A 24,204-nucleotide genomic window follows, 5' to 3' on the forward strand; every position below is an offset into this window, starting at 1 on the left:
GGCTGCGTCAGGCCGCCGCGGGCGCAGCCTGCGGCCGCGTGCGCAAGGCGAGCGCGCCGATGACCGCGGCGCCCGCCACCCACAGCAGTGCCGGAAGCCATGCCAGCACCGGGGCGAGTGCAGCGTTCTTCGGCAGGCCGGCCAGCACCGCCCCGATGCGCACGAGCGTGGCCAGCGCGAGCATCGCGAACATCGTGCCGAGCGCCAGGCCTTCGCGGCCGCTGCGGCCGAGCTCGGCGGCCGACGAGAAGATCGAAACCAGCATGCAGCCCCAGGCGAAGCCGGCGACGAGCTGGGCCGCGATCAACACGCCGAGCGACGCCGCACCGGCCGCCGCCAGCGCGCTGCCGGCACCGAACAATGCCGCCACCGCCATCACCCGCAGCGGGCCGTGGCGCTTGCACAGTGCGCTGCCGGGCAGCATGGCCGCGCCGAAGCCGACCCAGAACAGCGGCATCAGCCACTCCAGCTCGGCCGGTTTCGCAAAGCGCAGGTACTGGGTGGCGGCGTTGAGCGAGAAGTGGGTCTGGAACGCGGCGGCCAGCAGCAGGATGCCAAGCATCCAGGCTGCGTGCTGTGCGCCGAACACGCGTGGCGCCTGCGGTGTTGCCGCCGCAGCGGGCTGGCGTGCCAGGCTGCGCTCCAGGTGCACGATGCCGGCAGTGGCTGCCAGCAACGTCAGGCTGGACAGCGCGAACGGCAGGCGCGGGTCGATGTTCTTCAGCGCCACGCCGAGAAATGGCGCGAGCGCGCCGCCTGCGGCCAGGCCGAGCAGCGTCAGCGAATTCAGCCACGGCAGGGAAGGGCGCGCGGCGTGTTTGCCGAGCAGCACCCAGGGCGGCGCGCGCAGCGCCGACGAGGTGGTGGTCCAGACCAGGATCAGCCCGAGCGCCAGCAGCGGCGCCGCGCTGCCGAACAGCACCACGTGAGGCAGCAGCAGAAAGGCGATGCACGAGAGCACGGTCCAGCCGACGATCAGCGGGCCGAGGCGACCGAGCAGACGTTGTACCCGGTCGGCGTAGACGCCGCTGGCCACGTCGGCGACCATGAACACGAGCTGGTCGAGCAGCAGGATCCACGGGGTCCAGGCCACCGGCAGGCCGGCCGAGGCGAGCAACTTCGGCAGGAAGATCACGTAGATCGTCCAGGTGGTGACGAACAGGAACTGCACGCCCGCGATGTAGATCGCGGCGCCCGTGGGCACTGTGGCGCGGGCGTTGTCGCTCATCAGCCGTAGTTCGCGACCCACTCGATGCCCTGCGCGTGGGCCGCTTCGATCGCGCTGTCGGCCGACGTGTGGGCGCCGCGCACCACCGCGATGGTGCGTGGCCGTTTCGGCCAGGCCTGTCGGCAGATGACCAGTGCGGGCTCGAAGCCACCGCTCGCTTTGGCCACCGCACTGCAGGACAGTTCGTACTCTTTCACTTGGAAGGTTCGGGTCCCGGTCATGCGTGCCCCAGCGATGCGATGCGGCAGTATGCCCCGCCGCCGCAGCCTGCTCCCCGTTTCCCGCGCTTCGTCCGCATCGCCCCAGCCCCGGCCTTGACCACAGGCCGCTCCGCGATAACCTGTGCCCGATGACGACCGCCACCCCTTCCGAGCCCGGGCCACGCTGGGACCGCACGCGCCTGATCCCGACCCGCCGCCAGCTCGCGCTGGTGGTCGTGCTGGCGGTCGTGGCCGCGGTGGCGCTGCTGCCGGTCACACACAACCCCTACATAGAGCTGCTCGGCGAAACGCTGTTCGTCGGCATGGTGTTGCTGTTCGCGTTCACGCTGGCAGGCGCCTGTCCGCAGACGCTGCTGCCACGCTGGGTGGCCCAGGTGCTGGCGATCGCGCTGGGCGCGGTGCTGTCGCCGCTGATCGTGCAACTGCTCGCCGCCGGCGGTGACTTCTCGGCCTTCATCAGCTCACGCCCGCATGTGCGCGGTTATGTGCTGGTCACGCTCAGTGGCGCGCTGGTCGGCACGCTGTTCGGGCTGGGCGCGTTGTACCGCGAGCGCGACGCGCAGGTGCGGGCCCAAGCGCTGCAGTTCGCGCTCGAACGCGAAACCCTGCAGCGCCAGGCCGCCGACGCCCGGCTGCAATTGATGACGGCGCAGATCGAGCCGCACTTCCTGCTCAACACGCTGGCCAATGTGCAGCAGCTGGTCGAAAGCGGTTCTGCAAATGCGGCGCCGGTGTTCCGCAGCCTGATCGCCTACCTGCGCGCGGCCATGCCGCAACTGCACCGCGACGCGCCGGCCACGCTCGGCGACGAAGAGCGGCTGGTGCGCGCCTACCTCGAGCTGATGCTGATGCGCATGCCCGACCGGCTCACGTTCGCGGTCGAGATCGATCCGGCGCTGCGCACGCTCGCGTTTCCGCAGATGGGCGTGTTGACGCTGGTCGAGAACGCGGTGCGCCATGGCATCGACCCCGGCATCGACGCCGGCCGCATCGACGTCGGCGCGCGCCGTGGTGCGGGCGGCGAGTTGCTGCTGTGGGTGGCCGACACCGGCGTGGGTTTCTCCGACCGCCACGCCGGCACCGGCACCGGCCTGCGCAACCTGCGCGAACGCCTGCAGGCCTTCTTCGGCCCAGACGCACGTGTCGACTTGTCCGAGCAGTCGCCGCACGGCGTGCGCGCCGAGATCCGCGTGACGCCGCGTGCTGCATGAGTGCGCCGACCGCCCTGATCGCCGACGACGAGCCGCTGCTGCGCGAGCAGCTCGTGGCGCACCTCGCTCGCCTGTGGCCCGAGCTGCAGGTCGTGGCGCAGGCGCGCAACGGGCGCGAAGCGGTCGAGCTGTTCGACGAGTTGCAGCCGCGAGTCGTGTTCCTGGACGTGCACATGCCGGGCATGAACGGCGTCGAAGTGGCGTGCTGCGTCGACCGGCGCGCCGAGGTGGTCTTCGTGACCGCCTTCGACCGGTATGCCGTCGAGGCGTTTCGCCATGGCGCGATCGACTACCTCGTCAAGCCGCTCGAAGAAGAACGCCTGCGCGACACGGTGCAGCGCCTGCAGGCGCGCCTGCGCGCACCCGAAGCCGACAACACGCCCCGCCCCGAGTACGGCGAGTTGCTGGAGCGGCTGGCGGCGGAACTCCGGCAGAACGGCGCAGCGCGTTCACACCTGCAATGGATCAAGGCCTCGGTCGGCAACTCGGTTCGGCTGATCCCGGTGGAGCAGGTGCTCTACCTTCGCGCCGACGCCAAGTACACGGTGGTGGCCTGGGAAGGCGGCGAAGCCCTGATCCGCACGCCGATCCGCGAGTTGGCCGATGCGCTCGACCCTTCTTGCTTCGTGCAGATCCACCGCTCGGCCATCGTCAACCTGGCGCAGGTGGACCGGTTCTCGCACGGCCCGGGTGACTCCGGTGAAGTGCACCTGAAGGGCCGCGCCGAGCGGCTCTCGGTGAGCCGCAGCTACGTGCATCTGTTCAGGCAGATGTGAAGCGCCGTTGAAACGCCGGCGCGGTGCCGGCTCAGCTCAGGGCTGGCGATAGGACTGCACCGTTTCCCAGGCCACCGCCTGCAGATGGGCGGCCACATCGGCCGGCAGCCCGGCGGTGTAGCGGTTGCCCACCGGCGAAGGGCCGTAGACCGACGCAAGCACGGTGCAGGCCGCGAGGTAGGTGCCCATCAGGCTCGGGTGGCGCTTGTCGGCTTCGTACAGGTTCAGGTCGGGGCGCTTGGCGATCGACCGCGCGAAGGCGAGGCCGGCTGGCACCACCTTGGCCTTGTTCTCGGCGCCGGCCTTCGTGTACGCGGCGGCGAGCTGCTCGGTCATCTCGGGTTTGTCGGAGTAGGCCCACGACATGAAGAACACGGGCTCGGCGCCGTACTTGCGGGCGATCGCGCTGTCTTTCGCCGCGTACTCGAAGAAGATCTTCGAGAGCTGCGGATGGATCGGGCACTGGCTGCAGTCCATGATGATCGCCACGTCGAAGGGCTTGTCGAACGTGTTGAAGACGACGTTGTTGTTGCCGTCGAAAGAATACGAACCCACGCCGCCGGGCCGGAAGTGCGCTTCCAGGTCGTGCCAGTTGATGCCCGAACCGCTGATCGTGGCCGAGGTGGCGCGGTAGCCCTTTTCGCCCGGGTTCGCGGCAGACAGCAGTCGCCCGACGTGGCCGTGCATGCTGTTGTTGTAGTAGAAGAAACTGTTGCCGACCCACAGCGCCGTCTTGGTCGGTGCGGCCGGTTTGGCGGTCGGTGCGGCGGGTGACGCACAGCCGCTGAGCGCGAGTGCGAGCAACGCGGTGGCGACGAGCGCGAACAGGCTACGCGAAGGGGTGGGCGAGGGCGGGCGAAGGTGGCGCATCGGGCTGGTCTCCTGGGTCGATTTGTCGTGATGGACGTCCGCAATGTTAGTCGTGCCGTCGCTCGGCCAGCGACGCCTGCTTCGGCCGCTTTAGCGAGCTGTGGCCTGGCCGCGTCGCCAAGCCGCCGGCGGGGCGCCGTACTCGCGCCGGAAGGCGCGGCTGAAAGCGGTGTCGGTCTGGTAACCCACGTCTTCGGCGATGCGCGCCAGCGGCGCGTTGCTGCGGCACAAGAGGCTGGCCGCGAGCAGCATGCGCCACTGCGTCAGGTACTGCATCGGCGAGCTGCCGACGAGTTGCTGGAACCGTTCGGCCAGCACCGAGCGCGAGCTGCCGGCTTCGCGCGCCAGCTCTTCCAGCGTCCAGGCGTGGGCCGGGCGTTTGTGCAGCGCGTTCAGGGCCGCACCGACGACGCGGTCACTGACGCCGGCGAGCCAGCCGGTTCGCCCGGCACTCTGTTCGTTCATGTACAGGCGCAGCACCTCGATGAACAGCACCTCGGCCAGCTTGGCCAGCACGCCGGCGCCGCCGGGCCGGGGCGAGCGCGCTTCGGCCAGTGCGTAACGCACCGAGGCTTCGAGCCAGGGACCGGCGTTCGAGCCGCGCACGTTCACGCGCACCAGTGGTGGCAGGCCGGTGAGCAGCAGCTGCGCCAGGCGCGCGTCGCAGGCGAGGTAACCGCAGACCAGCCGCGTCGTCGCGCCGCCGCCACCGTAACTCAGCTGGCGCGGTCGGCGCGAGAGCACGTCGCGCAGCGAGGTGCCGCTCGCTGGCACCAGGCCGGGCTGCGAAGTCATCCGGTGCGCGTCGCCCTGCGGGAACAGCACCGCGTCGCCCGCGACCAGATGTACCGGCGGCCCGTCGTCGAGTTCGACGAAACACTCACCTTCGGTCAGCATGTGCCAGATCACCACGCGCTCGGCGCCGGGCTCGAGCACCGGCGCGGCGATGTCGGCGTGCGGCGAGTGGTAACACCAGGGTGCCGTGAAGCGCGCGTTGATGAACACCGCGCCCACGAGGCGCACGACGCGCAGGGTTTCAGAGAGCGCGTCCATGCGGCCGACTCAGCTAACGTCGATGTGCAGCGCGAACGGCGTGGCCTGCTGCACCGCATTCGGGATCGGCGAGCAGCGCACACCGGCTTCGACCAGCGTGCGCAGGCGCTCAGCGCCGACACCTGTTGCAGAGATCGTCACGTGCAGCTGCACGTCACCCGGCCCGGCGAACACCGGCTCGCCGTCGGTGCCGGCCATGCCGAGCAGGCCGCGTGAATCGGAGCGGCTGCTGGCGCGCACTTCGAGCGTGTCGAGTTCGATGCCGGCGGCCGCGGCGGCCATCACGATCGAGGTGCTGGCACACGACGCGAAGCCGGCGCGAAACAGCCAGCCGGGGGTGATGTGGTCGCCGGTGCCGCCGAATTCTGTCGGCATGTCGCTGGCGACCTCGGTGCCGTTGGCGTGGCTCGCGACGACGCGGGTGCCGCCTTTCCAGCGGGCGGTGGCGGGCGCGTCGTCGTGCACGCCGGCCTCGGGCCGGCGCTTCAGTACGCTGTGCACACGTTCGAGTGCGGCGGCGAGTTCTCGTGTTGTCATGGCTGAGCCTTTGCTACCGATCCGGTGCGGTTCATTGTGACCATCGGCACGCTCAAGTCCAAGCACCACGGATGTGGGCGGCGCGCGCCCGGACGTTCGGGCAGCAATCCCGGACGCTGCGGCAGCTGCTGCAGCCTGCCGGCGATCGTTCGGACGATCGGGCAGGCCGGGCCGACGCGTGGGCAGGACAGCGCGCGGCGCCGGGCGCGAAAGTGCGCACCAGGGCAAGCCGACCGGCGCCTGCCCCACCCCTCAAGGAGCCGACCCCATGAACGCACCCACTGACCTTTCCGCCCTCAAAGCCCGCCAGCAAACCGCCTGGGCCAGCGGCGACTACGCCGTCATCGGCACGACCCTGCAACTGGTCGGCGAAGAGCTCGCCGAAGCCTGCGACCTGCGCTGGGACGAGCGTGTGCTCGACGTTGCCGCCGGCAACGGCAACGCCACGCTCGCCGCCGCACGGCGTGGCGCGCAGGTCACCTCGACCGACTACGTGGCGACCTTGCTCGAACGAGGCGCCGAGCGTGCCCGCGCAGAAGGGCTGCAGGTCACGTTCCAGGCCGCCGACGCCGAAGCGCTGCCGTTCCGCGATGCGAGCTTTGACGCGGTGTTCTCGACCTTCGGCGTGATGTTCGCGCCCGACCATGCGAAGTCAGCGGCCGAGATGGCCCGGGTGTGCCGCTCGGGCGGTCGCATCGGCCTGGCGAACTGGACCCCCGAGGGTTTCATCGGCCAGTTGTTCAAGACACTCGGCAAACAGTTGCCGCCGCCGCCCGGCGTGCAGCCGCCAGCGTTGTGGGGCACGGAAACCCATCTGCGTTCGCTGTTCGGAGAAAGCGCAGCGGAGATCAAGGCGACGCCGCGCCTGTTCAATTTCCGCTACCGCTCGGCGGCGCACTTCATCGAGGTGTTCCGCACCTGGTACGGGCCGGTGCACAAGGCCTTCCTGGCCCTGCCACCCGACAAGGCGGCCGCGCTCGAGAGCGACCTGACCGACCTGCTGAACCGCCTGAACCGCGCTGGCCCGGGCACGCTGGTGGTACCGAGCGAGTACCTTGAAGTCGTGGTGACCCGCCGCTGAACATGGAAGCCAGGCTGCAGCGGCGCGTGCAGCGCTACGGCTGGGATCTGGCGGCGGCTGACTACGAGCCCTTGTGGGGTGCGCAGCTGGCCGGCGTGCAGGCGACGCTGCTGGCGCAGGCCGCGTTGCAGCCGGGCGAGCGCGTGATCGACATGGCCTGCGGCACCGGGCTGGTGTCGTTCGCTGCGGCCCGGGCGGTCGGCCCGACCGGGCGGGTTCTCGGTGTCGATCTCTCGGGCGAGATGGTGGCCGCTGCCGCACGGCGCGCGCGTGAACACGGGCTGCGCCACGCCGACTTCGCGCGCATGGATGCCGAGGATCTCGAATGCGCCGATGCCGACTTCGACGTGGCGCTGTGCGCGCTCGGCCTGATGTACATGCCCGAACCCGAGCGTGCGTTGTGCGAGATGAGCCGCGTACTGCGGCCCGGCGGGCGCATGGTCGGGGCCGTCTGGGGCGCGCGTGCGCACTGTGGCTGGGCGCCACTGTTCGGCATCGTGCAGGACGAAGTGGCGAGCGACGTGTGCCCGCTGTTCTTTCGCCTCGGGCAGGGTGATGCTCTGGCGCGCCTGTGTGCAGAGGCCGGTTTCGAGCGCATCGAAACCCGGCGGATCGTCACCACGCTCGAATATGCCGATGCCGAAGAAGCCAGCGAGGCCGCGTTCGTCGGCGGGCCGGTAGCGCTGGCCTGGTCGCGCTTCGGCGCCGACGTGCGCGAGCGTGTTCGCCGGCGTTACCTCGAAGCCATTGCGCCGTGGCGCGAGGGCGCGGCCTACCGCGTGCCGGTCGAGTTCGTCGTTGTCTCTGCGAAACTGTCGGCATGCGCCTGCCCAACCTTCTCGCCACCCGCTTCGGCCGCCTGACGGCTTTCTTCTTTCTCTACGTGACCGAAGGCATACCGCTCGGCTTCGCCGCCACCGCGGTGGCCGCGCAGTTGCGCAGGCAGGACGTGGGGCCGGCCGAGATCGGCGCTTTCGTCGGTTCGTTCTATCTGCCCTGGGCCTTCAAGTGGGCCTTCGGGCCATTCATCGACGTGTTCGCGTCAGAGCGCTTCGGCCGGCGCCGCGGCTGGATTCTCGGCACGCAGGTCATGATGATCCTGACGCTGCTCGCCTGCATGGGGCTCGATCTGCCGGCGCAGCTCGGCCTGTTCACCGCGGTGCTCCTGGTGCACAACAGCTTCGGTGCGATGCAGGACGTGGCGATCGACGCACTCGCCGTGAACACGCTGCACGAAGACGAGCGTGGCCTGGCCAACGGCGTGATGTTCGGCGGCGCGGCGATCGGCAGCGCGGTGGGTGGCGCGGGTGTGCTGTTCCTGATGCCGTTCATCGGGCTGAAGGGCGGGTTCATTTTCGTGGCCGGGTGCATCGCGGCGGTCACCGTCTTCATCGTGCTGCCGTTGCGCGAAGCGGCCGCGCCCGTGGCCTCCCGGCGTCTGGCCGGGCTGTCGTCGGCAGTGCGCGAGATGAAGAACTTCTCGGTCGAGGCGTTCCGCAGTTTCCTCGGCACACGCGGTGCGTTCGCCGGCGTGTTCTTCTCGCTGCTGCCGGCCGGGGCCATGAGCATGGGCCTGGCTCTGCAGTCGAACCTGGCGGTCGAGATCGGCATGAACGACGACAGCGTCGCCTGGCTGAGCCTGTGGTCGCAGGTGGTCTCGGCCTCGTGCATGGTGCTGGGCGGCTACCTCTCCGACCGCTGGGGCAGGCGCCGCACGCTGTTCGTCTACCTGGCGCTGATGAGCCTGCCGGTGCTCTACATGATGGGCGTGCTGACCGAGCAGAACTGGATCATGCCGACCAGCCCCACCGACGCCGTGAAGCGCGTGGCCGCCCCCGCACTCGTGACCGCCGTGTGGGTCGCGACGCTGCTCTATGCCGTGGCGCAGGGCCTGATGTACGGCACCCGCTCGGCGCTGCTGATGGACGTGACCAACCCGGCCGTGGCGGCCACGCAGTTCACCGCGTACATGGCGATGATGAACCTGGCGATCGCCTATTCGGCGATGTGGCAGGGCATCGCGATCGAGGCGCTCGGCTACCCGAAGACCCTGCTGATCGACGCGGTGGTCGGCGTGTTGTGCCTGGCCGTATTGCCCTTCATCAAGCCCGCGAGCGAACCGGCCGGTGACGGCCGCGGTGCGCGCCGCGCCCGCGTGCTGGCCGGCGTGCTCGCGCTCGCGTGCCTGGCCTGGCTGCCTTACCGCGCCGGGGTCTGGAACGCCGGCGCGGCGGCGCCGATCTTCGAAACGCTGTTCACGCTGATCTTCGTGGCCTCGGCCGTGTTCCTGGCCACCGGCGCGGCCGTGCTCGGCACCAGCGCCAGCGTGCTTGGCCGCCTCGGCCTCGTGCTGGCGCCGCTGCTGCTCGCGATGTACCTGCGGCGCTGGTGGCCGCAGGCCGAGTGGCTGTATTTCGTGGTGCCGGCCGCCGCGGCGCTGGTGCTGGCAGCGCAGGCGCGGCTGTCGTGGCAAGTGTTGCGGGTGGCGCCGGCGCCGGCCCTCGCCGCGGCCTGAGTGCCGGCTTACCGGGTGGTCGACTCCAGGTAGTCGCACGCCAGCTGCGCCAGCGCGCGCACCCCGTTCACCAGGCAGCGCTCGTCGGCGAAGAAACGGGGTGAATGGTTCGGTGCCGCGGTGCGCGGGTCGGTGCCGGGCGGCACCACACCAATGAAGATGAACAGGCCCGGCACGAGCTGCTGGAAGAACGAGAAGTCTTCCGAGCCCATCACCTTGGGCACGAGCATCAGCTGGCCCGCGCCGGCGGTGCGCTCCAGCGTCGGCACCATCGCTTCGGTCAACTTCGGGTCGTTCACCGTCACCGGGTAGTTCTTGCGGATGCACACCGTGCACTTGGCGCGCGAGCCGCGTGCGATGGCTTCGGCCAGCGTGGTCACGCGCTCGTGGATGTCGTCGCGCATCTCTTCGTCGAAGCTGCGGATCGTGCCGCGCATCTCGACCGAATCGGGAATGATGTTCTCGCGCACGCCACCCTTGATGGCGCCGATGGTCACGACCGCCGGCTCGCGCGTCAGGTCGAGCTGGCGGCTCACCACGGTCTGCAGGCCGAGCACCACCTGCGCGGCGGTGACGATCGGGTCGACGCCGAACCACGGCATCGCACCGTGCGTCTGGCTGCCGTGCACGGTGATGCTGAGGTTGTCGGCACTCGCCATCGTGGGCCCCGGGCGGTAGCCGATCACACCGAGCGGCAGGCGCGACGTGACATGCAGGCCGAAGATCGCCTGCGGCGTCGGGTGCTCCAGCGCGCCTTGCTGGATCATCATCTTCGCGCCGCCGTCTTCGCCTTCGGGCGGCAGCTCTTCGGCCGGCTGGAAGATGAACTTCACCGAGCCGCGCAGCGTGGCCCGCAGGCCGGTCAACACTTCGGCCACACCCATCAGGATGGCGGTGTGCAGGTCGTGGCCGCAGGCGTGCATCACGCCCACGGTCTCGCCGTTCCAGGTGGTCTTCACCTTCGAGGCGAAAGGCAGGTCGACTTCTTCGCTGACGGGCAGCGCGTCCATGTCGGCGCGCAGCGCGACCACCGGGCCGGGCAGCGCGCCCTTGAGCAGGCCGACCACGCCGGTGTGGGCGACGCCGGTGCGCACCTCGTCGAGGCCGAGCGCGCGCAGGTGTTCGGCCACCACGGCCGCGGTGCGGAATTCGCGGTTGCCGAGTTCGGGGTGTTCATGGAAGTCGCGCCGCCAGCGCACCAACTGCGGCTCGATCGACGCTGCGGCCGCGTCGATGCGGCTGGCGAGTGAAGTGGGGTGGACGACGCGCTCCGACATGCTGCCCTTTCGGCGGCACGGCGCCGCGCCGGGAAACCTTAGCACGCCTTCGTGAAGCTCAATCGCGCTTCGGCGCGCCGGGGCGCAGGTTCAGGTCGTCGAACAGTTCATCGGGCGACGTGTCGGGGTCTTCCGACACGTCGGCCCCGCTCAGCAGGTCCATCGACGACTCGATCCAGCCGCTGCCCGAGGTGTCGGGCCGCGGCGGCTTCTGCGCCCGGCCGGGCGCCGGCAGCTCGTCGGGGTCGACCCACTCGCCCATGGGCGCGCTTTCGCTGATGCGCCAGACCGCCCGCTTCGTCGGCACGGCGGGCGAGGGCCGGGCCGCGTGGGCTTTCGGCGCCTTGCCGGTCAGCAAACTCCTGAGCGTCTTTTTCATGCGGTCGGCGTCGGGTGGGCAGGGCTGGTGAAGAGGGCACAGGAGCACAGGTACGTGGCCACTGCCCCGATGGATGCGGCATTCTGTTCACCGGCCGCGGCTGTGTCAGCACGACAAAACAGGCGCCGCCATGTGCTGCACGGCGATGTTCGAGTCGGTGGCTTGTCGGCCACTGCCGCGTGCAGGATGTCGCGCCAGTGGCCTGGGTGACAGGCCCGGTGCCCAAGCGGCGGGCGCGGTGCTACCGTGCTGGCCTGCTGCCACCACCGGAGACGACCATGAACTACCGCTGCGCCCACCGCTGGGCTTTCACGTCCTGGGGCGGGGCGCTTGAAGAGCAGGCCGACGAGCTTGCGCCGCCGGCCGGCCACGAGGTCAGCGTGCGCATCACGCACTGCGGCATCTGCCATTCAGACCTGCACGTGCAGGCCGGTGGTTTCGACATGGGTGGCGGCAAACTCTCGTCGCTGGCGCGGGCCGGCGCGACGCTGCCGCTGACCATGGGCCACGAGATCGGCGGCGTGGTGGCCGAGATCGGGCCCGAGGTGCAGGGCGTGGCCGTCGGCGACCCGGTCGTCGTGTACCCGTGGATCGGCTGCGGCGCCTGCCCGGTGTGCGAGCAGGGTGACGACCATGTGTGCCCGCGCGCGTCGAACACGCTCGGCATCCAGAAGCCCGGCGGTTTTGCCGACCTGGTGCGGGTGCCGCACGAGCGTTACCTCGTCGCCACCGGCAGCCTCGACCCGGCGCGTGCCGCCACCTTCGCGTGTGCGGGCATCACGGCGTTCAGCGCGGTGCGCCGGCTCGGCACGCTGACCGAGAGCGACGTGGTCGTGATCATCGGCGCGGGTGGCGTGGGCATGACGGCCGTGGCGCTGCACTCGGCGTTGTCGCCGGCGCGCACCGTGGTGATCGATTCCGACCCGGGGCGGCGCGAAGCGGCGCTCGCCCATGGTGCGGCGCTCGCTTTCGACCCCGCGATGCCCGACGCGCTGAAGGCCATCGGCAAGGCCTGCGGCTTCAACGTGGCGGCGGTGATCGACTTCGTGGGCGCCGAGTCGACCTCGTCGCTGGCGGTGAACCTGGTGCGGCGCGGCGGGCGCGTGGTGATGGTCGGCCTGTTCGGTGGCGAGTTCCGCATGCCGCTGCCCACGTTCGCGCTGAAAGTGCTGCAGATCAGCGGCTCCTACGTGGGCTCGCTGAACGACCTGCGCGAGCTGGTGGCACTCGCGCAGCGCGTGAAACTGCCACAGATCCCGCTCGACCTGCGGCCGATGTCACAGGTCAACCAGGCTTTGGGCGACCTGGCGCAGGGGCGCGTGGTGGGCCGGGTGGTGCTGCAGCCTTGAACTCGGCGGCGGCGCCCGCAGTTGGGGTGCATGGGTGCGCGATGCCGCGCGCCCGCTGCAGGAGTCTTTCATGTCCGCACTGCCCGTCGAAACCATCAAGTCGCGCCTCGAGACCGTGATCGCGCTCGCGCGCTTGCTCGAGCGGGTCGAAGCCAGCGGTGTGGCCGTCGGTGCCGATCAGTACCGCGCCCTGGTGCAGCGGCTCGCGCTGGCCTTGTCGCAAGAACTGCCTCAAGACGCACTGAACGCCGTGCTCGGCGCCCACCCGGCCGCGGCCGAGTTGTACGAGAACCTGCACTACGAGCAGTCGGGCCTGTCGCGCGCTTCGCTCGAACGCTCGGTCAGCTCGGAGCTGATCGCGAGCCAGGCCATCACGAAGGCTGCACGAAAGAACTGAGCCGCGTGTCGGTGCGCGCCAGCCGCTGGCCGACGAGGTAACTCGTGCCCATCACCAGCACGATGGCGGCGCCGAACCAGAGCGCCTTGTCGTCGGCCCAGGCATCGATGCCGGGCACCGTCTGCGTGGCGACGCCGAGGCCGGCGGTCAGCAGGCTGACGCCCGAGACCGCCAGCGCCATCACACGCGACGCGATGCGCGCGGTCTGGTCGGAACGGCGCACCAGGCGTGCGATCCACCAGCCGTTCAGGCCGTCGGTCAGCAGCATGCCGGCGATGAAGGTCAAGGCGAGGAACAGCGCGCTCTGCCAGCCGCCGAAGCGCGTGGCCGTCACCGCGAACAGCGTGGCCTGACTCACGGTGTCGAACGACAGCGCGAAGAGCGTGCCCACCGCCATCACCGTGGCGGGGTTGCGGGCCCGCAGCAGCCGAGCGAACACGCCGCAGCGCCAGCCGAGCAGCGGCGTGGCCTGGTCGCACGGGGTTCGCAGCACGGCGCCGATGTTCAGCAAGGCCAGCAGCGTGAGCACGCCGATCGACACCCAGGCGCCGAACGACTCGAGCCAGTGCGGCGCGCGCCAGGCCTGGGCGAGTGTCGACACCCCGAGCGCCACGCCCACCACCACGAGGCCATGGCCGAGCGAGAACAACACGCCGGCGGCGCTCGCCAGCCGTGGCCGCGCCTGCGCGTTGTAACGCGTGAGGCCGTCGATGGCGGCGAGGTGGTCGGCGTCCAGCCCGTGTTTGATGCCGAGCATCAGCACCACGAGGGCCAGCCCGATGAAGTCGCTGGGCAGGTCGGTGTTCATGTGTAGGAACTTTGGATCTTATTTCATACCGGCTTCGAGCAAGGTTCGCGCCAGGCGCCGCAGGCCGGCAAGCACCGAGAAGGCCCTGTTTCCCGCCGCTGTTGCACGCGCCGCCGGGCCGCTGCATCGTGAACACTGGCGCGAACCCCACGGAGCCGGCGAACCGGGCCGCTGCCATGAACAAAGACCACATCCCTGCCTTCACCCTTGTGCCGGAGAAACGGGCCGTCGAAGCGAAACCAGCCGCAGGCCCCGCCACGCCGCGTTTCATCGACGACGTGGCCGCCGGCCGGGTCGAATTGCCGACGATCCCCGCCGTTGTGCAACGCCTGATCGCCGCGCTGCGCGACCCCGACGTCGACGCGCGCAAGATCGGCGAAGCGCTGTCGCGCGACCCGGTGCTCAGCGCCAAGGTGCTGAAGGTGGCGAACTCTTCGTTCTTCGGCGGCCAGCGTTCGATGGCCTCGATCGACGCCGCCGTGGCGATGATCGGCACGGCGGCCCTCAACAAGCTCATCGTGGCCTGCGGGGTGGCCGCGACCTTCGAGAAGATCGAGAGCATCGACATGCCGCTGTTCTGGCGTGACGCGCTGGTGGCCGCCACCGCCGCCAGCAAGCTCGCGCCGCGCCTGGCGGCCGACCCCGAAGAAGCCTACCTGTGCGGCCTGCTGCACGCGACCGGGCACCTGATCCTGTGCCGCAGCTACCCCGACATCGCCAACGCCATGTTCGCCGGCTTCGAGGTGCTGCGCGGTGCCGAGCTCGCCGCGATCGAGCTCGAAGCCTTCGGCATCGAGCACCCGACGGTGGGCGCGCTGTGGGTCGAGTCGCTCGGGTTCCCGCAAGCCATCGCCGAGGCGGTCGGCAGCGCGGTGCGCCCGCTCGCCGAACTTCAGGCGCCACTCGCGCTGGCCTTGCGCGGTGCGTGCACGCTGGTGACGTCGGTCGCGCAGAAACAAGATGCGGACGTGGCACTGGCCGCCCTGCCGCCGGCGCTGCGCGCCGGCTTCACCGCTCCGGGCGGCGAACCCGACGCGAGCTTCATCAAGCTCTACGACACGCTGCTCGAAACCGAGCCGGCGCTCTGATCAGCGCGCCGCCGGTGCGCGGCCCTCGTAGAGCGTGACCACGCACGCGCCACCCAGCCCGAGGTTGTGCTGCAGGCCCAGGCGCGCGCCCGGCACCTGGCGCTGTTCGGCCGTGCCCCGCAGCTGGTGGGTCAACTCGTAACACTGGGCCAGCCCCGTGGCGCCGAGCGGGTGGCCTTTCGACAGCAGGCCGCCGGAAGGGTTGGTGACCACCCGGCCGCCATAGGTGTTGTCGCCGGCGTCGATGAAGGCTGCCGCGCCCCCTTCGGCACACAGGCCGAGCGCTTCGTAGCTGATCAACTCGTTCTGCGCGAAGCAGTCGTGCAGCTCGACCACGTCGATGTCGTCGGGCCCGATGCCGGCCTGCTCAAAGACTTGCTGCGCCGCGCGCCGGCTCATGCCGTAGCCCACGAGCTGCATCATGTCGTGGCTTGCAAAACTGTCGGGCCGGTCCGTCGTCATCGCCTGCGCGGCGATGAACACGTCGGTGCGCAGGCCGTGGCGCTTGGCATAGGCCTCGGACACGAGCACAGCCGCCGCGGCGCCGCAGGTCGGCGGGCAGGCCATCAGGCGCGTCAGCACGCCGGGCCACAGCATCGGCGCGTTCATCACGTCTTCGGCCGTGAGTTCCTTGCGCAGCAGCGCGAGCGGGTTGCGCGCTGCGTGCCGGCTGGCCTTGGCGCGCACCTTGGCAAAGGCCTCGAGCGGCGTGCCGTGTTTGTTCATGTGCGCCAGGCCGGCGCCGCCGAAGTAACGCAGCGCGAGCGGCAGCTCGGGCATGCCGACCAGCGCGGCGGCTTCGCGGTCGAAGTCTTCGAAGGGGCTCGGCCGGTCATTGAAGACCGTGCCGAGCGCGCCCGGGTTCATCTGCTCGAAGCCGAGCGCGAGCACGCAGTCAGCGGCACCGCTCTCGATGGCCTGGCGCGCGAGGAAGAGGGCGGTCGAACCGGTCGAGCAGTTGTTGTTGACGTTGAAGATCGGAATGCCGCTCATGCCCAGGCCGTACAGCGCTTTCTGCCCGCTCGTCGAGTCGCCGTACACGTAGCCGACATAGGCTTGCGCGATCGCGTCGAAGGCCACGCCGGCATCTGCCAACGCCAATCGGCCGGCGTTCGCGGCCATCACCGGGTAGGGGTCGTTCGCGCCTGGCTTGGCGAACGCGATCATGCCGACGCCGGCCACGAATGCCTTGCTCATGCCGCTGCTTTCGGCGTGCGTTTCAGCATCTCTGCGCGGATGTCCTTCTTCATCACCTTGCCCACCTTCGAGCGCGGCAGGTCGGGCCAGACCTCGACCAGCTTGGGCGTCTTCACGCTGCCGATGCGCGCTTTCACGAACGCCTGGATGTCGTGCGGGTCGACACTTCGCCCGGCGTGCAGCTGCAGCACCGCCACCACCTTCTCGCCCCACTTGTCGTCGGGCAGGCCGATCACGGCGCTGTCTTGAACGTCGGGGTGTTGCATCAGCGCCTGCTCGACCTCGACCGAATAGACGTTGAAGCCGCCGGTGATGATCATGTCTTTCGCGCGGTCGACGATGTAGAGAAACCCGTCGGCGTCGAGGCGGCCGATGTCGCCGGTGTGGTGCCAGCCGAAGCGGCCGGCCTCGGCCGTGGCGGCGGCGTCCTTGTAGTAGCCCATCATCACGAGCGAACTGCGGATCACGATCTCGCCGGTTTCGCCGGTCGGCAACAAGGCGCCCTCGGCGTTCATCGTGGCCACCTGCACGAGCGGGCCGGGCCGGCCTGCGGAGCCGAGGCGCTGCTTCGCCACCGTGCCGTCGGTGTTGAAGTGGTCGCGCGGCGCCATCATCGAGATCATCATCGGCGCCTCGGTCTGGCCGAAGAGTTGCGCCATCACCGGGCCGATCTTCGTCAGCGCTTCTTCGAGCCGCGCGACCGAGATCGGTGCGGCGCCGTACCAGAAACACTGCAGCGAATCGAGCTTCGTGGTGGCCAGCTGCTCGTGCTGCAGCAGCATGTAGATCAGCGTCGGCGGCAGGAAGGTGTGGGTCACGCGGTGGCGTTCGATCAAAGCGAGGAACTCGCCGAGGTCGGGCTTGGGCATGATGACCACGCGGCCGCCGAGTGCCATCACCGGCAGGCACAACACGCCGGCGGCGTGCGTGAGCGGCGCGAGCGCCAGGTACGACGGGCGGCCGTCGAAGGGGTAGCCCATCAGCGTGAGCGCGCTCATGGTCTCGAGGTTGCGGCCCGAGAGCATCACACCCTTCGGGCTGCCGGTCGTGCCGCCGGTGCCGGCGATCATCGCCACATCGTCGATCGGCGCAACAGTCAACGGTTCGGCGCCGACACCTTCGAGCCATTGCGAAAGCGACGGCGCAAACGGCACCGGCTTGTCGAGGCAGACCCAGGCCTTGACCTTCGGCAGCCCCGCGCGCATCTGCTCGACCATCGGCGCGTAATTGCTGTGGAAGATCAGCGCGGCGCAGTCGAACGCATCGAGCACGAAGCGGTTCTCGCTCGTCTCGTTGCGCGGATTGATCGGGCACCACACCGCGCCGGCGCGCGAGATGCCGAAGACGCAGGCGAAGGCGTGCGCGTCGTTGCTCGACAGCACCGCGACCTTGTCGCCCGGCGCGATGCCCGAGCGCTGCAGGCCGCGGCCGACGCGGTGGCTGATCGCCTGCACCTCGGCGTAGCCGAGATCCACGCCGTTCATCGTCAGACAAGGCGACGCGGTGCCGAGCTGCGCCCCCTTGTCGAGGTAGTCGACCAGTCTCATGAGAGCCCCTCAGCCTGCCGCGACTCGATGCTTCACTTGTGAACGCTCAGCACCGGCTCCTGCACCAGCCCGAAGCTCTTCAACGCGCCGAGCAGCTCGCGATGGCCGAACGCCTGGCAGCCCGATGCGAAGCCGGCGCGCCTGGGCGGCTGCTGCAGCAGCGAGGCCGCCGCGTATGCCTGCAGCAAGCCGGTCTGCTTGTAGTTGCAGTTGCCGTAGATCACGCAGTGCGCCCGTGCCAGCGGCCCTTGCGCGTGCACGGAGTCGACCGACTTGTTGATGCGCGGGTTCTCGCGCGGCGGCATCGTGTTCATCACGCCGGCCGCCGTCTGGGCGAGCGCGGCGTAGCGTTCGTCGGGCTTCATGTCTTTGGTGGCTTCGAGCGCGGCAGCCACGATCTGCGGCACGCCGAGCATCAGCGGCTTGTTGAACACGCCGCCGAGCACCTTGACGTTGGCAACCCGCGGATCACGCTTGAACCACACCGGGTGCGAGGTGCCGCCCCAGGGCAGCGCCAGCGCCATCTCGTGCTGTCCGGGGATCGCGAGGTGGTACAGGCCGGCATCGGGCTGGTGCTCGACGTACTCGTTCTGCTGCAGGTGGTAGGCCTTGGCCATCGCGGCGTTGACAAGGATGGTCGCGGTCGACGCGATCGTCGGGCTGCCGCCCCAGAACACCGCGATGTCGAGCGTGTCGATCCCCGGCGTCTCCAGGCACAACTGCGCGGCGATCTCGCCGGTGGTGTACATCTGCGCGAGGCCGGGCGACAGCAGCAGGCCGGCGTTCGCGAACTTCGCGCCGTATTCCTGGTCGAGCGTGATCAGCCAGTCTTGCTCGCCCGTGGTGTCGGTGTAGTGGCACTTCGAGGCGAGGCAAGCCTGCACGACCTCGTGGCCGAACTTGGCGAACGGGCCGACGGTGTTCAGCACCACCGACGCGCCGTCGAAGAGCTTGGTCAGCGCCGCGGTGGTATGCGGAACCTCGACCACCTCGTAGCTGGCGGTCTCGATGCCGGCGACGTTGCTCTTCATCGCCGCCTGGAGCTTGTCGGCGCTGCGACCCGCTGCGATGAACGGGATGTTGTATTCCCGCAGGTACTCGCACACCAGCCGGCCGGTGTAGCCAGAGGCGCCGTAGACGACGACGGGCTTCTTGCTGTTCTTGCTCATGGGTTGTCTCCTGTTGCTGTGTTGTCGTGACGTGGCTGATCGATCACATGCCCATGCCGCCGTCGACCGGCAGGCCGGCGCCGGTGATGAAGCGTGCTGCGTCGGAACACAGGAACACGACCGCGTCGGCCATGTCGCTCACCTCGCCGAGCCGCCCCGACGGGGTCTGCTCGATGATCGCGCCGACCGCCGCTTCGGGCGAGGCGAACAAGCCCGCCGCGACCACGTCGCCCGCGAGCTTCATGCCCATCTCGGTCGGCACGAGGCCGGGGTAGATGCAGTTCACGCGCACGCCGTAGCCGAGCTTGCCGGCTTCCATGGCGCCGACGCGCGTGAGGCGGTCGACCGCCGACTTGGTGGCCGAATAACCGGCGATGGCGGGGAAGGCGATCGTCGCCGCCACCGACGAGATGTTGACCACCGCGCCGCCCTTGCCGGCCGCGCCGCCCGGGCGCATGGCGCGGAAGGCGTGTTTCATGCCGAGCGCGGTGCCGACGATGTTGACGTCGAGCATCTTGCTCAAGGCAGCCGGGTCGATGTCGGCCACCAGCGCGGTGACTTCGATGCCGGCGTTGTTGATCAGGATGTCGAAACCACCGAGCGTGTCGACGGTGGCCTGCACGGCGGCGAGCCAGTCGGCTTCCTGGGTCACGTCGAGCTTCACGAAGCCGGCTTTCGCGCCACCGGCCGAGAGCTTGCCCGCCGTGTCGCGCCCGAGCGAAGTGAGCACGTCGCCGATCATCACCGAGGCGCCGGCCGCCGCCAGTGCCTGGGCCATGCCTTCACCGAGGCCGCGTGCGCCGCCGGTGACCAGGGCCTTGCGGCCGGTCAGGTCGAACTTGTTCATGGTGTGTCTCCTGGTGTTATTTGGACGAATGTCCAAGGGAAGAATTTCATCGTAGAAGTCGTCTTGACAACTGTCAAGAGGGTTTTGGACAAGTGTCAAGAACTGGAAGTTGCGCCACTGGCCGGTGGCCGCCGCGCTCTTTACAATCGCGCCATGGCCACGACCCCCCGCCCTCGCGACGACAAGTTCAACGAGCGCCGCGCCGAGCTCGGCGAAGCCGCGCTGCAGACGCTGGCCGAGCTCGGCTACGCGCGCACCAGCCTGCGCGAGATCGCGCAGAACTCCGAGTTCTCGCACGGCGTGCTGCACTACTACTTCGAAGACAAGCTCGACCTGATCCTGTGCAGCGTTCGCCAGTACAAGGCGCGTTGCGTGAAGCGCTACGACGAGGTCACGGCCACGTCGACCAACTACGAAGAGCTGCTCGAAGGGTTTGCCGCCGCCCTCGGCGACACGCTGCGCAAGGAAGCCTCGCTGCACCGGCTCTGGTACGACCTTCGCGCGCAGTCGCTGTTCGAAGCCGCGTTTCGTGCCGACGTGGCCGAGATCGACAAGAGCCTCGAGAAGATGATCTGGCGCGTGCTGTCGCGCTTTGCCGAGCTCGGTGGTCAGCCGGTGGGCCTGCCCAGTGGCGTGGCCTATGCAATGTTCGACGGCCTGTTCCAGCAGGCCTTGCAGAAGCACCTGTCGGGCGACAAGAAGGCCGTGGCCGCGATGCAGGCCCATGTGCGGCTGGTGGTCCCGCAACTGGTGCCCGCGCCGGTGGCCGGCAAGCGGCGCAAGCAGGCTGTGGCTGCCTGAGGCGGCGCTCGCCGGCGCCGGTCGACTTCTGCGCTCTAATGGGCGGCCATGAAAGCTTCCCTGTATTGGTTCATCGCTGCGCTGCTCATCGGCCTGGCCGGTTGCGCCAGCAAGCAGGCGGCGCCCGTTCCGGCGGCCGCACCCGCCGCCACGGCAGGCGCGGCGGCGCCGGCGAGCCCGTCCGCTTCAGCCGCGGCGGCGTCGACGCCGGTGCCGCCGCGCGCCGCGCTGGCGGCCGAACAGAAACGGCTCGCCGAATTGTTCAAGGGCACGCCGGTCGTGTTCTCGATGCAGGCCGACGGCAGCATGAAGGTCGACGTGCCCTTGAGCTTCTGCTTCGACCGAGGTTCGCTGGTCGTCAAGCCGCCGCTCGGCGCGGTGCTCGACCGGCTGGCGCGCAGCCAGCGTGGCGACACGACCAAGCTGCGCGTCTCGGCCGCCGCTGACAGCGCCAGCAGCGGCGCGAACCTGGCCCGCGACCGGGCCGCCAGCGCACGCGACTACATGGTCGCGCGGGGAGTGCAGGCGGCGCGTGTGGTGCTCGCCGCCGGGGCGCCGGGCGATGGCCTGGAGATCGTCGTCAGCGAGGCCGCGCCGGCCAAACGTTAGCGGTCGCGCCGCAGCAGGCCGACCGGCGCTGCGGCGTCGCCCAGCATGAACAACGTGTAGACGCCGCCGCCGGGAATGCTCAGGGCGGTCTGCAGGTACAGCGACTGCTGCGTCTGCGGCGAAGTCACTTCGAGGCGCATCGCGGTGTTGCCGGTGACCAGTGCGGCGCCCGAAGCTTGGCCCGGCTGCACGTTGCTGGCGATCACGCTGAAGTCGGCGTTGAGCGTGAGTGCCGTCGCTGCGCCCGTCACGCCGTTGACCATGCGCATCTTCAGTTTGGTGGCGGCGCTGGGCAGCAGGTTGTCGTCGGTGATCAGCGCCGCCGTGGCGGCACTCGGGCTGCCATGCACGAGCAGCGTGGCGTCGCTGCCGGCGGCGAGTGCCAGCGTGGGCAAGTTCAACGGGCTGCCGTTGATGGTGACGGCCAGCGCCGCGTTGGTGGTGGTGGGCACCAGCGCATAGGCACCGACCGAAGGCGCGACGAGCGCGGTTTCGATCGGCGTGCTGCCGGCGCTGGCGGCCACGGTGGCACCGCCCGACACCGCGGCGGCCAGCCGCACCCGCGCATTCGTGTTGCGCCAGGGCGTGTAGCTGCCTTGCTGGATCAGCAACCCGCCATTGACGAGGTTGGCGCCGGCGCTCGGTGTGAGCACCACGGTGGCCACAGCCTGGTCGGCGAGCGTGACGCTCGGCATGTCGAGCCGCAGGTCGGTCTTGTTGTCGGCCGCGGTCACGCGCACCCGGTAGGTGCCCGGCGCGAACGAGACCAGCCCGCTCGACAGCGCGTAGTTGGGTGCGCTGATCGTGAAGGTGGGCGCGGCCACGCCGGCCAGGTCGGCGGTTGGCGCGGTCACGTAGACGTCGAGCGTGCCGGCGCTGCTGGCGGCGTCGAAGATGCGCAACTGGGCCGTGCCGGCGGTGGGTGCGGTCGAGTCTTCGCCGATCGACGCGAGCTTCACCGCGCCACTCGCCTCGTACGCGAGCAGGCTGTAGTGCAGGTCCTTGCCGACCACCGCCGATGTGGTGGTGAGCGCGTTGCCGTCGCCGGCGTCGTTGGCCTGGAATGTGATGGTGCCGGCGGTCTGCGACACGGCAGCGCTGGCCGTGTCGAGTGCGGTGGCCGGCACGATGACGGTCGAGCCTGCGAGCAAGTCGATCGACGCGTGGCTCTGGGTCGCGTTGATCACGCGCACCGAAGCGCTGCCGGTCGAGTCGCTGCCACCGCCGCCACACGCCTGCAGCAACACCGCGAGCAGCGCCACGGCGAGGCCCGCCAACCGCCTTGAGTCATTCATTCCCGGTTCCTCGTTCTGGTGATCCGGCGGCCCGTGGCGGGCCGCCGTGAACGCGCGATTGAACCGGGGCAGGGTGTCGACTTGATTGCTGCTCGCGCACGCTGCGTAAAGAAGCGTGAGCGATCTTCAACGGCCGCGTTCTGCGCGGCCGCGTGCCGCGTGTCAGCGTTGTGGCCGGACGCGGTAGACCGCGTTGTTCTTGTCGGCGCTGAAATACACCGTGCCGTCGGCGGCCACGGCCACGCCGGTCACCACGTAGGGCGGCGGCATGCCGGGGCCGGCGGCCAGGCCGATCGGCAGGTTCTCGGCCACGCTGCGGCGCGTGCCGGTGGCCGGGTCGATCTCGGTCAGCCGGCCGGCTGCGCTCTCGGCCACGATGAACGTTCCCCAGGGCGTTTGCGCCACGCCTTCGGGCAGCGCCAGGCCGCTCGCCACCTCGGTCTTGGCGCCGCTCGCCAGGTCGATGCGCGTGAGCTTGCCGGCGGCTTCGGTCACGTAGAGCGCACCGTCGCGGCCGAGTGTCATCTGCACCGGGCCGGCGATTCCGGCGGCGATGACTTTGGTGGTCTTGTAATCGGCGCCGCTGGCCTGCGTGATCGAGCCGGTGGCGATCTCGGCATAGACGACGCTGCCGTCTTCCATCGGCAGCGCGTCGAAGGGCGCCTTCAGGCCGTGGATCGTGTGCACGGTCTTCAGCGAGCTGCGGTCGACGAGTTGCACCGTGCCGGTGAACCACGAGGTCAGCGCGAACAGCTTCGACGACACGCCCACCGCGAACGGGTATTCCATGTCGGAAGCCTGCATGCGGAAGATGTCCTTCACGTCGCCGTTCTTCACGTTCACCTGGCGAAAGCCGAACACGTCGGCGACCCACAACGAATCGCGGTCGAGCTTGAGCCCGGCGGGCACCGCCAGCTTGCCGCTGGTGAGTGTGCGCAGCGCGCCGGTGGCGGGGTCGTAGGCCTCGATCGAGTTGTCGGCCATGTTCGACACGTAGACCGTGCCGTCGGGTGCGATGGCCAGGTTGTCGAGCGCCGGCTTGAGCTGTTTCACGACGGTCTTGCGGCCGCTCGCGAGCTCGACCTTGCAGAGCTCGCCGGTGCGCGTGTCCACGACCCACAGGTTGCCCTTGCCGTCGAGGTTGGCGGCGGCCGGGATCTTGAATTCGCTGTTGATCACGGTGATCGCGCCATTCGCCGGGTCGATCTTCACGACCTGGCCCTTGAACCACAACGGGCCGTACAGCATGCCGTCGGGGCCGACCTCGAAACCGTTGAAGCCGCCCATGTCCTTGGCGATCAGGCGCGGCGCTTTCACGCCGGCCACGTCGAGCTCCCAGAGCGCGTCGCCCAGAAAGACCTGCGACGCGTAGAGCTTGCCGTTCTTGCGATCGAAGTCGAGCGAGTTCAGGCCGGGCAGGTCTTTCGCCAACACCTTCATCGGCGCCGTGTCGTTCTCGCGGTAACGCACCATGCCCATCAGGTAGTTGGTCCAGGCGAGTTCGCCCTTCGGGCCCACCGCGATGTCGTCGGCCTGGCCTTCGGGCGCAGGGATCAGCACCTTGGCGGCGCCGGTCTGGCGGTCGACTTCCCACATCGAATAACCGACCACCGAGCCGGCGAGCAGCCGGCCCTTGGTGTCGACCGCGAGGCCGTGCACGCCGGCGAACGACGAGGGCGCGACCAGCGCCTCGGGGGCGCCCCACGCGGCGGGGCGCGTGGGTGGCGATGAAGCGCAAGCGCTCAGGCCGAGCACGATCGCGACAGACGCGGCGAGCCCGCAGGCCCGCGAGAAATATCGGTTCATGACTGTCTCCATGTTCTTGTGGGAGAAACAGTCTATGCCCGGCTTTCGGGCCGCCCACGTCACGTGAGCGACAGCGCTTCAGTCGGCGCGCGCGTAGCGCTTGGCGCGCAGGTTCTTCTTGATCTCCTGCAGCATCGGCCGCA

24 protein-coding genes are annotated in these 24,204 nt (G+C 69.6%); 10 read left to right on the forward strand and 14 right to left on the reverse strand.

The window, feature by feature from the left end; all coding sequences use genetic code 11:
- Window positions 1-7: 7 nt before the first annotated feature.
- Together AC30PD_RS15520 and AC30PD_RS15525 are read right to left on the reverse strand one after the other, a co-directional pair.
- On the reverse strand, window positions 8-1,228 hold the full coding sequence (locus tag AC30PD_RS15520) for an MFS transporter (RefSeq protein ID WP_489536564.1): 1,221 nt from the start codon (window positions 1,226-1,228) through the stop codon (window positions 8-10).
- Entirely contained in the window at window positions 1,228-1,449 is a 222-nt protein-coding gene (locus AC30PD_RS15525; RefSeq protein WP_489536565.1) for a hypothetical protein, read from the reverse strand. Before AC30PD_RS15525 ends, AC30PD_RS15520 begins: the two co-directional genes overlap by 1 nt.
- A 128-nt stretch (window positions 1,450-1,577) precedes the next feature.
- On the opposite strand from AC30PD_RS15525, the gene AC30PD_RS15530 reads away from it, so the two are divergent.
- Entirely contained in the window at window positions 1,578-2,660 is a 1,083-nt protein-coding gene (locus tag AC30PD_RS15530) for a sensor histidine kinase (protein ID WP_489536566.1), read from the forward strand.
- The gene (locus AC30PD_RS15535; RefSeq protein ID WP_489536567.1) at window positions 2,657-3,436 is read left to right on the forward strand and encodes a LytR/AlgR family response regulator transcription factor; all 780 of its coding nucleotides are present in this window, start codon (window positions 2,657-2,659) and stop codon (window positions 3,434-3,436) included. Before AC30PD_RS15530 ends, AC30PD_RS15535 begins: the two co-directional genes overlap by 4 nt.
- A 36-nt stretch (window positions 3,437-3,472) precedes the next feature.
- Here the strand turns inward: AC30PD_RS15535 and AC30PD_RS15540 are convergent, their stop codons facing one another.
- The 3 genes from AC30PD_RS15540 to AC30PD_RS15550 all read right to left on the reverse strand — a co-directional run bounded on the left by AC30PD_RS15540 (window position 3,473) and on the right by AC30PD_RS15550 (window position 5,896).
- On the reverse strand, window positions 3,473-4,306 hold the full coding sequence (locus AC30PD_RS15540) for a hypothetical protein (RefSeq protein ID WP_489536568.1): 834 nt from the start codon (window positions 4,304-4,306) through the stop codon (window positions 3,473-3,475).
- Between the two features lie 90 nt (window positions 4,307-4,396).
- Window positions 4,397-5,359 carry an AraC family transcriptional regulator gene (locus AC30PD_RS15545; RefSeq protein WP_489536569.1) on the reverse strand — a complete coding sequence of 321 codons (963 nt, stop codon included), beginning with the start codon at window positions 5,357-5,359 and terminating at the stop codon, window positions 4,397-4,399.
- Between the two features lie 9 nt (window positions 5,360-5,368).
- Window positions 5,369-5,896 carry an OsmC family protein gene (locus AC30PD_RS15550; RefSeq protein WP_489536570.1) on the reverse strand — a complete coding sequence of 176 codons (528 nt, stop codon included), beginning with the start codon at window positions 5,894-5,896 and terminating at the stop codon, window positions 5,369-5,371.
- Window positions 5,897-6,164: 268 nt separating this feature from the next.
- Here AC30PD_RS15550 and AC30PD_RS15555 point away from each other — a divergent pair, with 268 nt between their 5' ends.
- Genes AC30PD_RS15555 through AC30PD_RS15565 form a run of 3 tightly spaced genes read left to right on the forward strand, consistent with a single transcriptional unit; the run spans window position 6,165 to window position 9,492 of the window.
- Window positions 6,165-6,977 carry a class I SAM-dependent methyltransferase gene (locus AC30PD_RS15555; RefSeq protein WP_489536571.1) on the forward strand — a complete coding sequence of 271 codons (813 nt, stop codon included), beginning with the start codon at window positions 6,165-6,167 and terminating at the stop codon, window positions 6,975-6,977.
- Between the two features lie 2 nt (window positions 6,978-6,979).
- On the forward strand, window positions 6,980-7,840 hold the full coding sequence (locus AC30PD_RS15560; RefSeq protein WP_489536572.1) for a class I SAM-dependent methyltransferase: 861 nt from the start codon (window positions 6,980-6,982) through the stop codon (window positions 7,838-7,840).
- The gene (locus AC30PD_RS15565; RefSeq protein ID WP_489536573.1) at window positions 7,798-9,492 is read left to right on the forward strand and encodes an MFS transporter; all 1,695 of its coding nucleotides are present in this window, start codon (window positions 7,798-7,800) and stop codon (window positions 9,490-9,492) included. The genes AC30PD_RS15560 and AC30PD_RS15565 overlap by 43 nt, the downstream gene beginning before the upstream one ends.
- 8 nt (window positions 9,493-9,500) lie before the next feature.
- On the opposite strand, the gene AC30PD_RS15570 is transcribed toward AC30PD_RS15565, so the two are convergent.
- The gene (locus AC30PD_RS15570; RefSeq protein WP_489536574.1) at window positions 9,501-10,769 is read right to left on the reverse strand and encodes an amidohydrolase; all 1,269 of its coding nucleotides are present in this window, start codon (window positions 10,767-10,769) and stop codon (window positions 9,501-9,503) included.
- A 58-nt stretch (window positions 10,770-10,827) separates the two neighbouring features.
- Window positions 10,828-11,148, reverse strand: coding sequence for a hypothetical protein (locus AC30PD_RS15575; RefSeq protein ID WP_489536575.1), 321 nt, complete (start codon window positions 11,146-11,148; stop codon window positions 10,828-10,830).
- Window positions 11,149-11,426: 278 nt separating this feature from the next.
- Between AC30PD_RS15575 and AC30PD_RS15580 the strand changes: the two genes are divergently transcribed.
- Both AC30PD_RS15580 and AC30PD_RS15585 read left to right on the forward strand, forming a co-directional pair.
- Window positions 11,427-12,497 (forward strand): alcohol dehydrogenase, encoded by a 1,071-nt coding sequence (locus tag AC30PD_RS15580; RefSeq protein ID WP_489536576.1) that lies wholly within the window; start codon window positions 11,427-11,429, stop codon window positions 12,495-12,497.
- A gap of 70 nt (window positions 12,498-12,567) precedes the next feature.
- Window positions 12,568-12,894 carry a hypothetical protein gene (locus AC30PD_RS15585; RefSeq protein ID WP_489536577.1) on the forward strand — a complete coding sequence of 109 codons (327 nt, stop codon included), beginning with the start codon at window positions 12,568-12,570 and terminating at the stop codon, window positions 12,892-12,894.
- Here the strand turns inward: AC30PD_RS15585 and AC30PD_RS15590 are convergent.
- Complete coding sequence (locus AC30PD_RS15590) at window positions 12,869-13,702, reverse strand: HoxN/HupN/NixA family nickel/cobalt transporter (protein WP_489536578.1); 834 nt, start codon at window positions 13,700-13,702, stop codon at window positions 12,869-12,871. The two genes, AC30PD_RS15585 and AC30PD_RS15590, sit on opposite strands and share 26 nt — an antisense overlap.
- Window positions 13,703-13,878: 176 nt before the next feature.
- On the opposite strand from AC30PD_RS15590, the gene AC30PD_RS15595 reads away from it, so the two are divergent.
- Window positions 13,879-14,790, forward strand: a complete 912-nt coding sequence (locus tag AC30PD_RS15595; protein WP_489536579.1) for an HDOD domain-containing protein — start codon at window positions 13,879-13,881, stop codon at window positions 14,788-14,790.
- Here AC30PD_RS15595 and AC30PD_RS15600 read toward each other — a convergent pair whose 3' ends face one another.
- From AC30PD_RS15600 to AC30PD_RS15615, 4 genes are read right to left on the reverse strand one after another with little or no spacing between them, the layout of a single operon-like run.
- Complete coding sequence (locus AC30PD_RS15600; protein ID WP_489536580.1) at window positions 14,791-15,987, reverse strand: lipid-transfer protein; 1,197 nt, start codon at window positions 15,985-15,987, stop codon at window positions 14,791-14,793.
- Window positions 15,984-17,534, reverse strand: coding sequence for an AMP-binding protein (locus AC30PD_RS15605; RefSeq protein WP_489536581.1), 1,551 nt, complete (start codon window positions 17,532-17,534; stop codon window positions 15,984-15,986). Before AC30PD_RS15605 ends, AC30PD_RS15600 begins: the two co-directional genes overlap by 4 nt.
- A 32-nt stretch (window positions 17,535-17,566) precedes the next feature.
- A complete protein-coding gene (locus AC30PD_RS15610; RefSeq protein ID WP_489536582.1) occupies window positions 17,567-18,703 on the reverse strand; it encodes a DUF5938 domain-containing protein in 1,137 nt (378 codons plus the stop codon).
- 43 nt (window positions 18,704-18,746) lie between these two features.
- Window positions 18,747-19,550: an SDR family NAD(P)-dependent oxidoreductase gene (locus tag AC30PD_RS15615; protein ID WP_489536583.1), complete on the reverse strand. Its 804-nt coding sequence runs from the start codon at window positions 19,548-19,550 to the stop codon at window positions 18,747-18,749.
- A gap of 153 nt (window positions 19,551-19,703) precedes the next feature.
- Here AC30PD_RS15615 and AC30PD_RS15620 point away from each other — a divergent pair, with 153 nt between their 5' ends.
- Together AC30PD_RS15620 and AC30PD_RS15625 are read left to right on the forward strand one after the other, a co-directional pair.
- Complete coding sequence (locus tag AC30PD_RS15620) at window positions 19,704-20,351, forward strand: TetR/AcrR family transcriptional regulator (protein WP_489536584.1); 648 nt, start codon at window positions 19,704-19,706, stop codon at window positions 20,349-20,351.
- Window positions 20,352-20,399: 48 nt separating this feature from the next.
- Window positions 20,400-20,960: an OmpA family protein gene (locus AC30PD_RS15625; RefSeq protein WP_489536585.1), complete on the forward strand. Its 561-nt coding sequence runs from the start codon at window positions 20,400-20,402 to the stop codon at window positions 20,958-20,960.
- Here the strand turns inward: AC30PD_RS15625 and AC30PD_RS15630 are convergent.
- Both AC30PD_RS15630 and AC30PD_RS15635 read right to left on the reverse strand, forming a co-directional pair.
- Window positions 20,957-22,255 carry a DUF4397 domain-containing protein gene (locus tag AC30PD_RS15630; RefSeq protein ID WP_489536586.1) on the reverse strand — a complete coding sequence of 433 codons (1,299 nt, stop codon included), beginning with the start codon at window positions 22,253-22,255 and terminating at the stop codon, window positions 20,957-20,959. The two genes, AC30PD_RS15625 and AC30PD_RS15630, sit on opposite strands and share 4 nt — an antisense overlap.
- A gap of 162 nt (window positions 22,256-22,417) precedes the next feature.
- On the reverse strand, window positions 22,418-24,061 hold the full coding sequence (locus AC30PD_RS15635) for a Vgb family protein (protein WP_489536587.1): 1,644 nt from the start codon (window positions 24,059-24,061) through the stop codon (window positions 22,418-22,420).
- Between the last annotated feature and the right edge of the window lie 143 nt (window positions 24,062-24,204).

The organism is Rhizobacter sp., assembly GCF_032229685.1.
Classification (GTDB): Bacteria; Pseudomonadota; Gammaproteobacteria; order Burkholderiales; family Burkholderiaceae_C; genus LMDS01.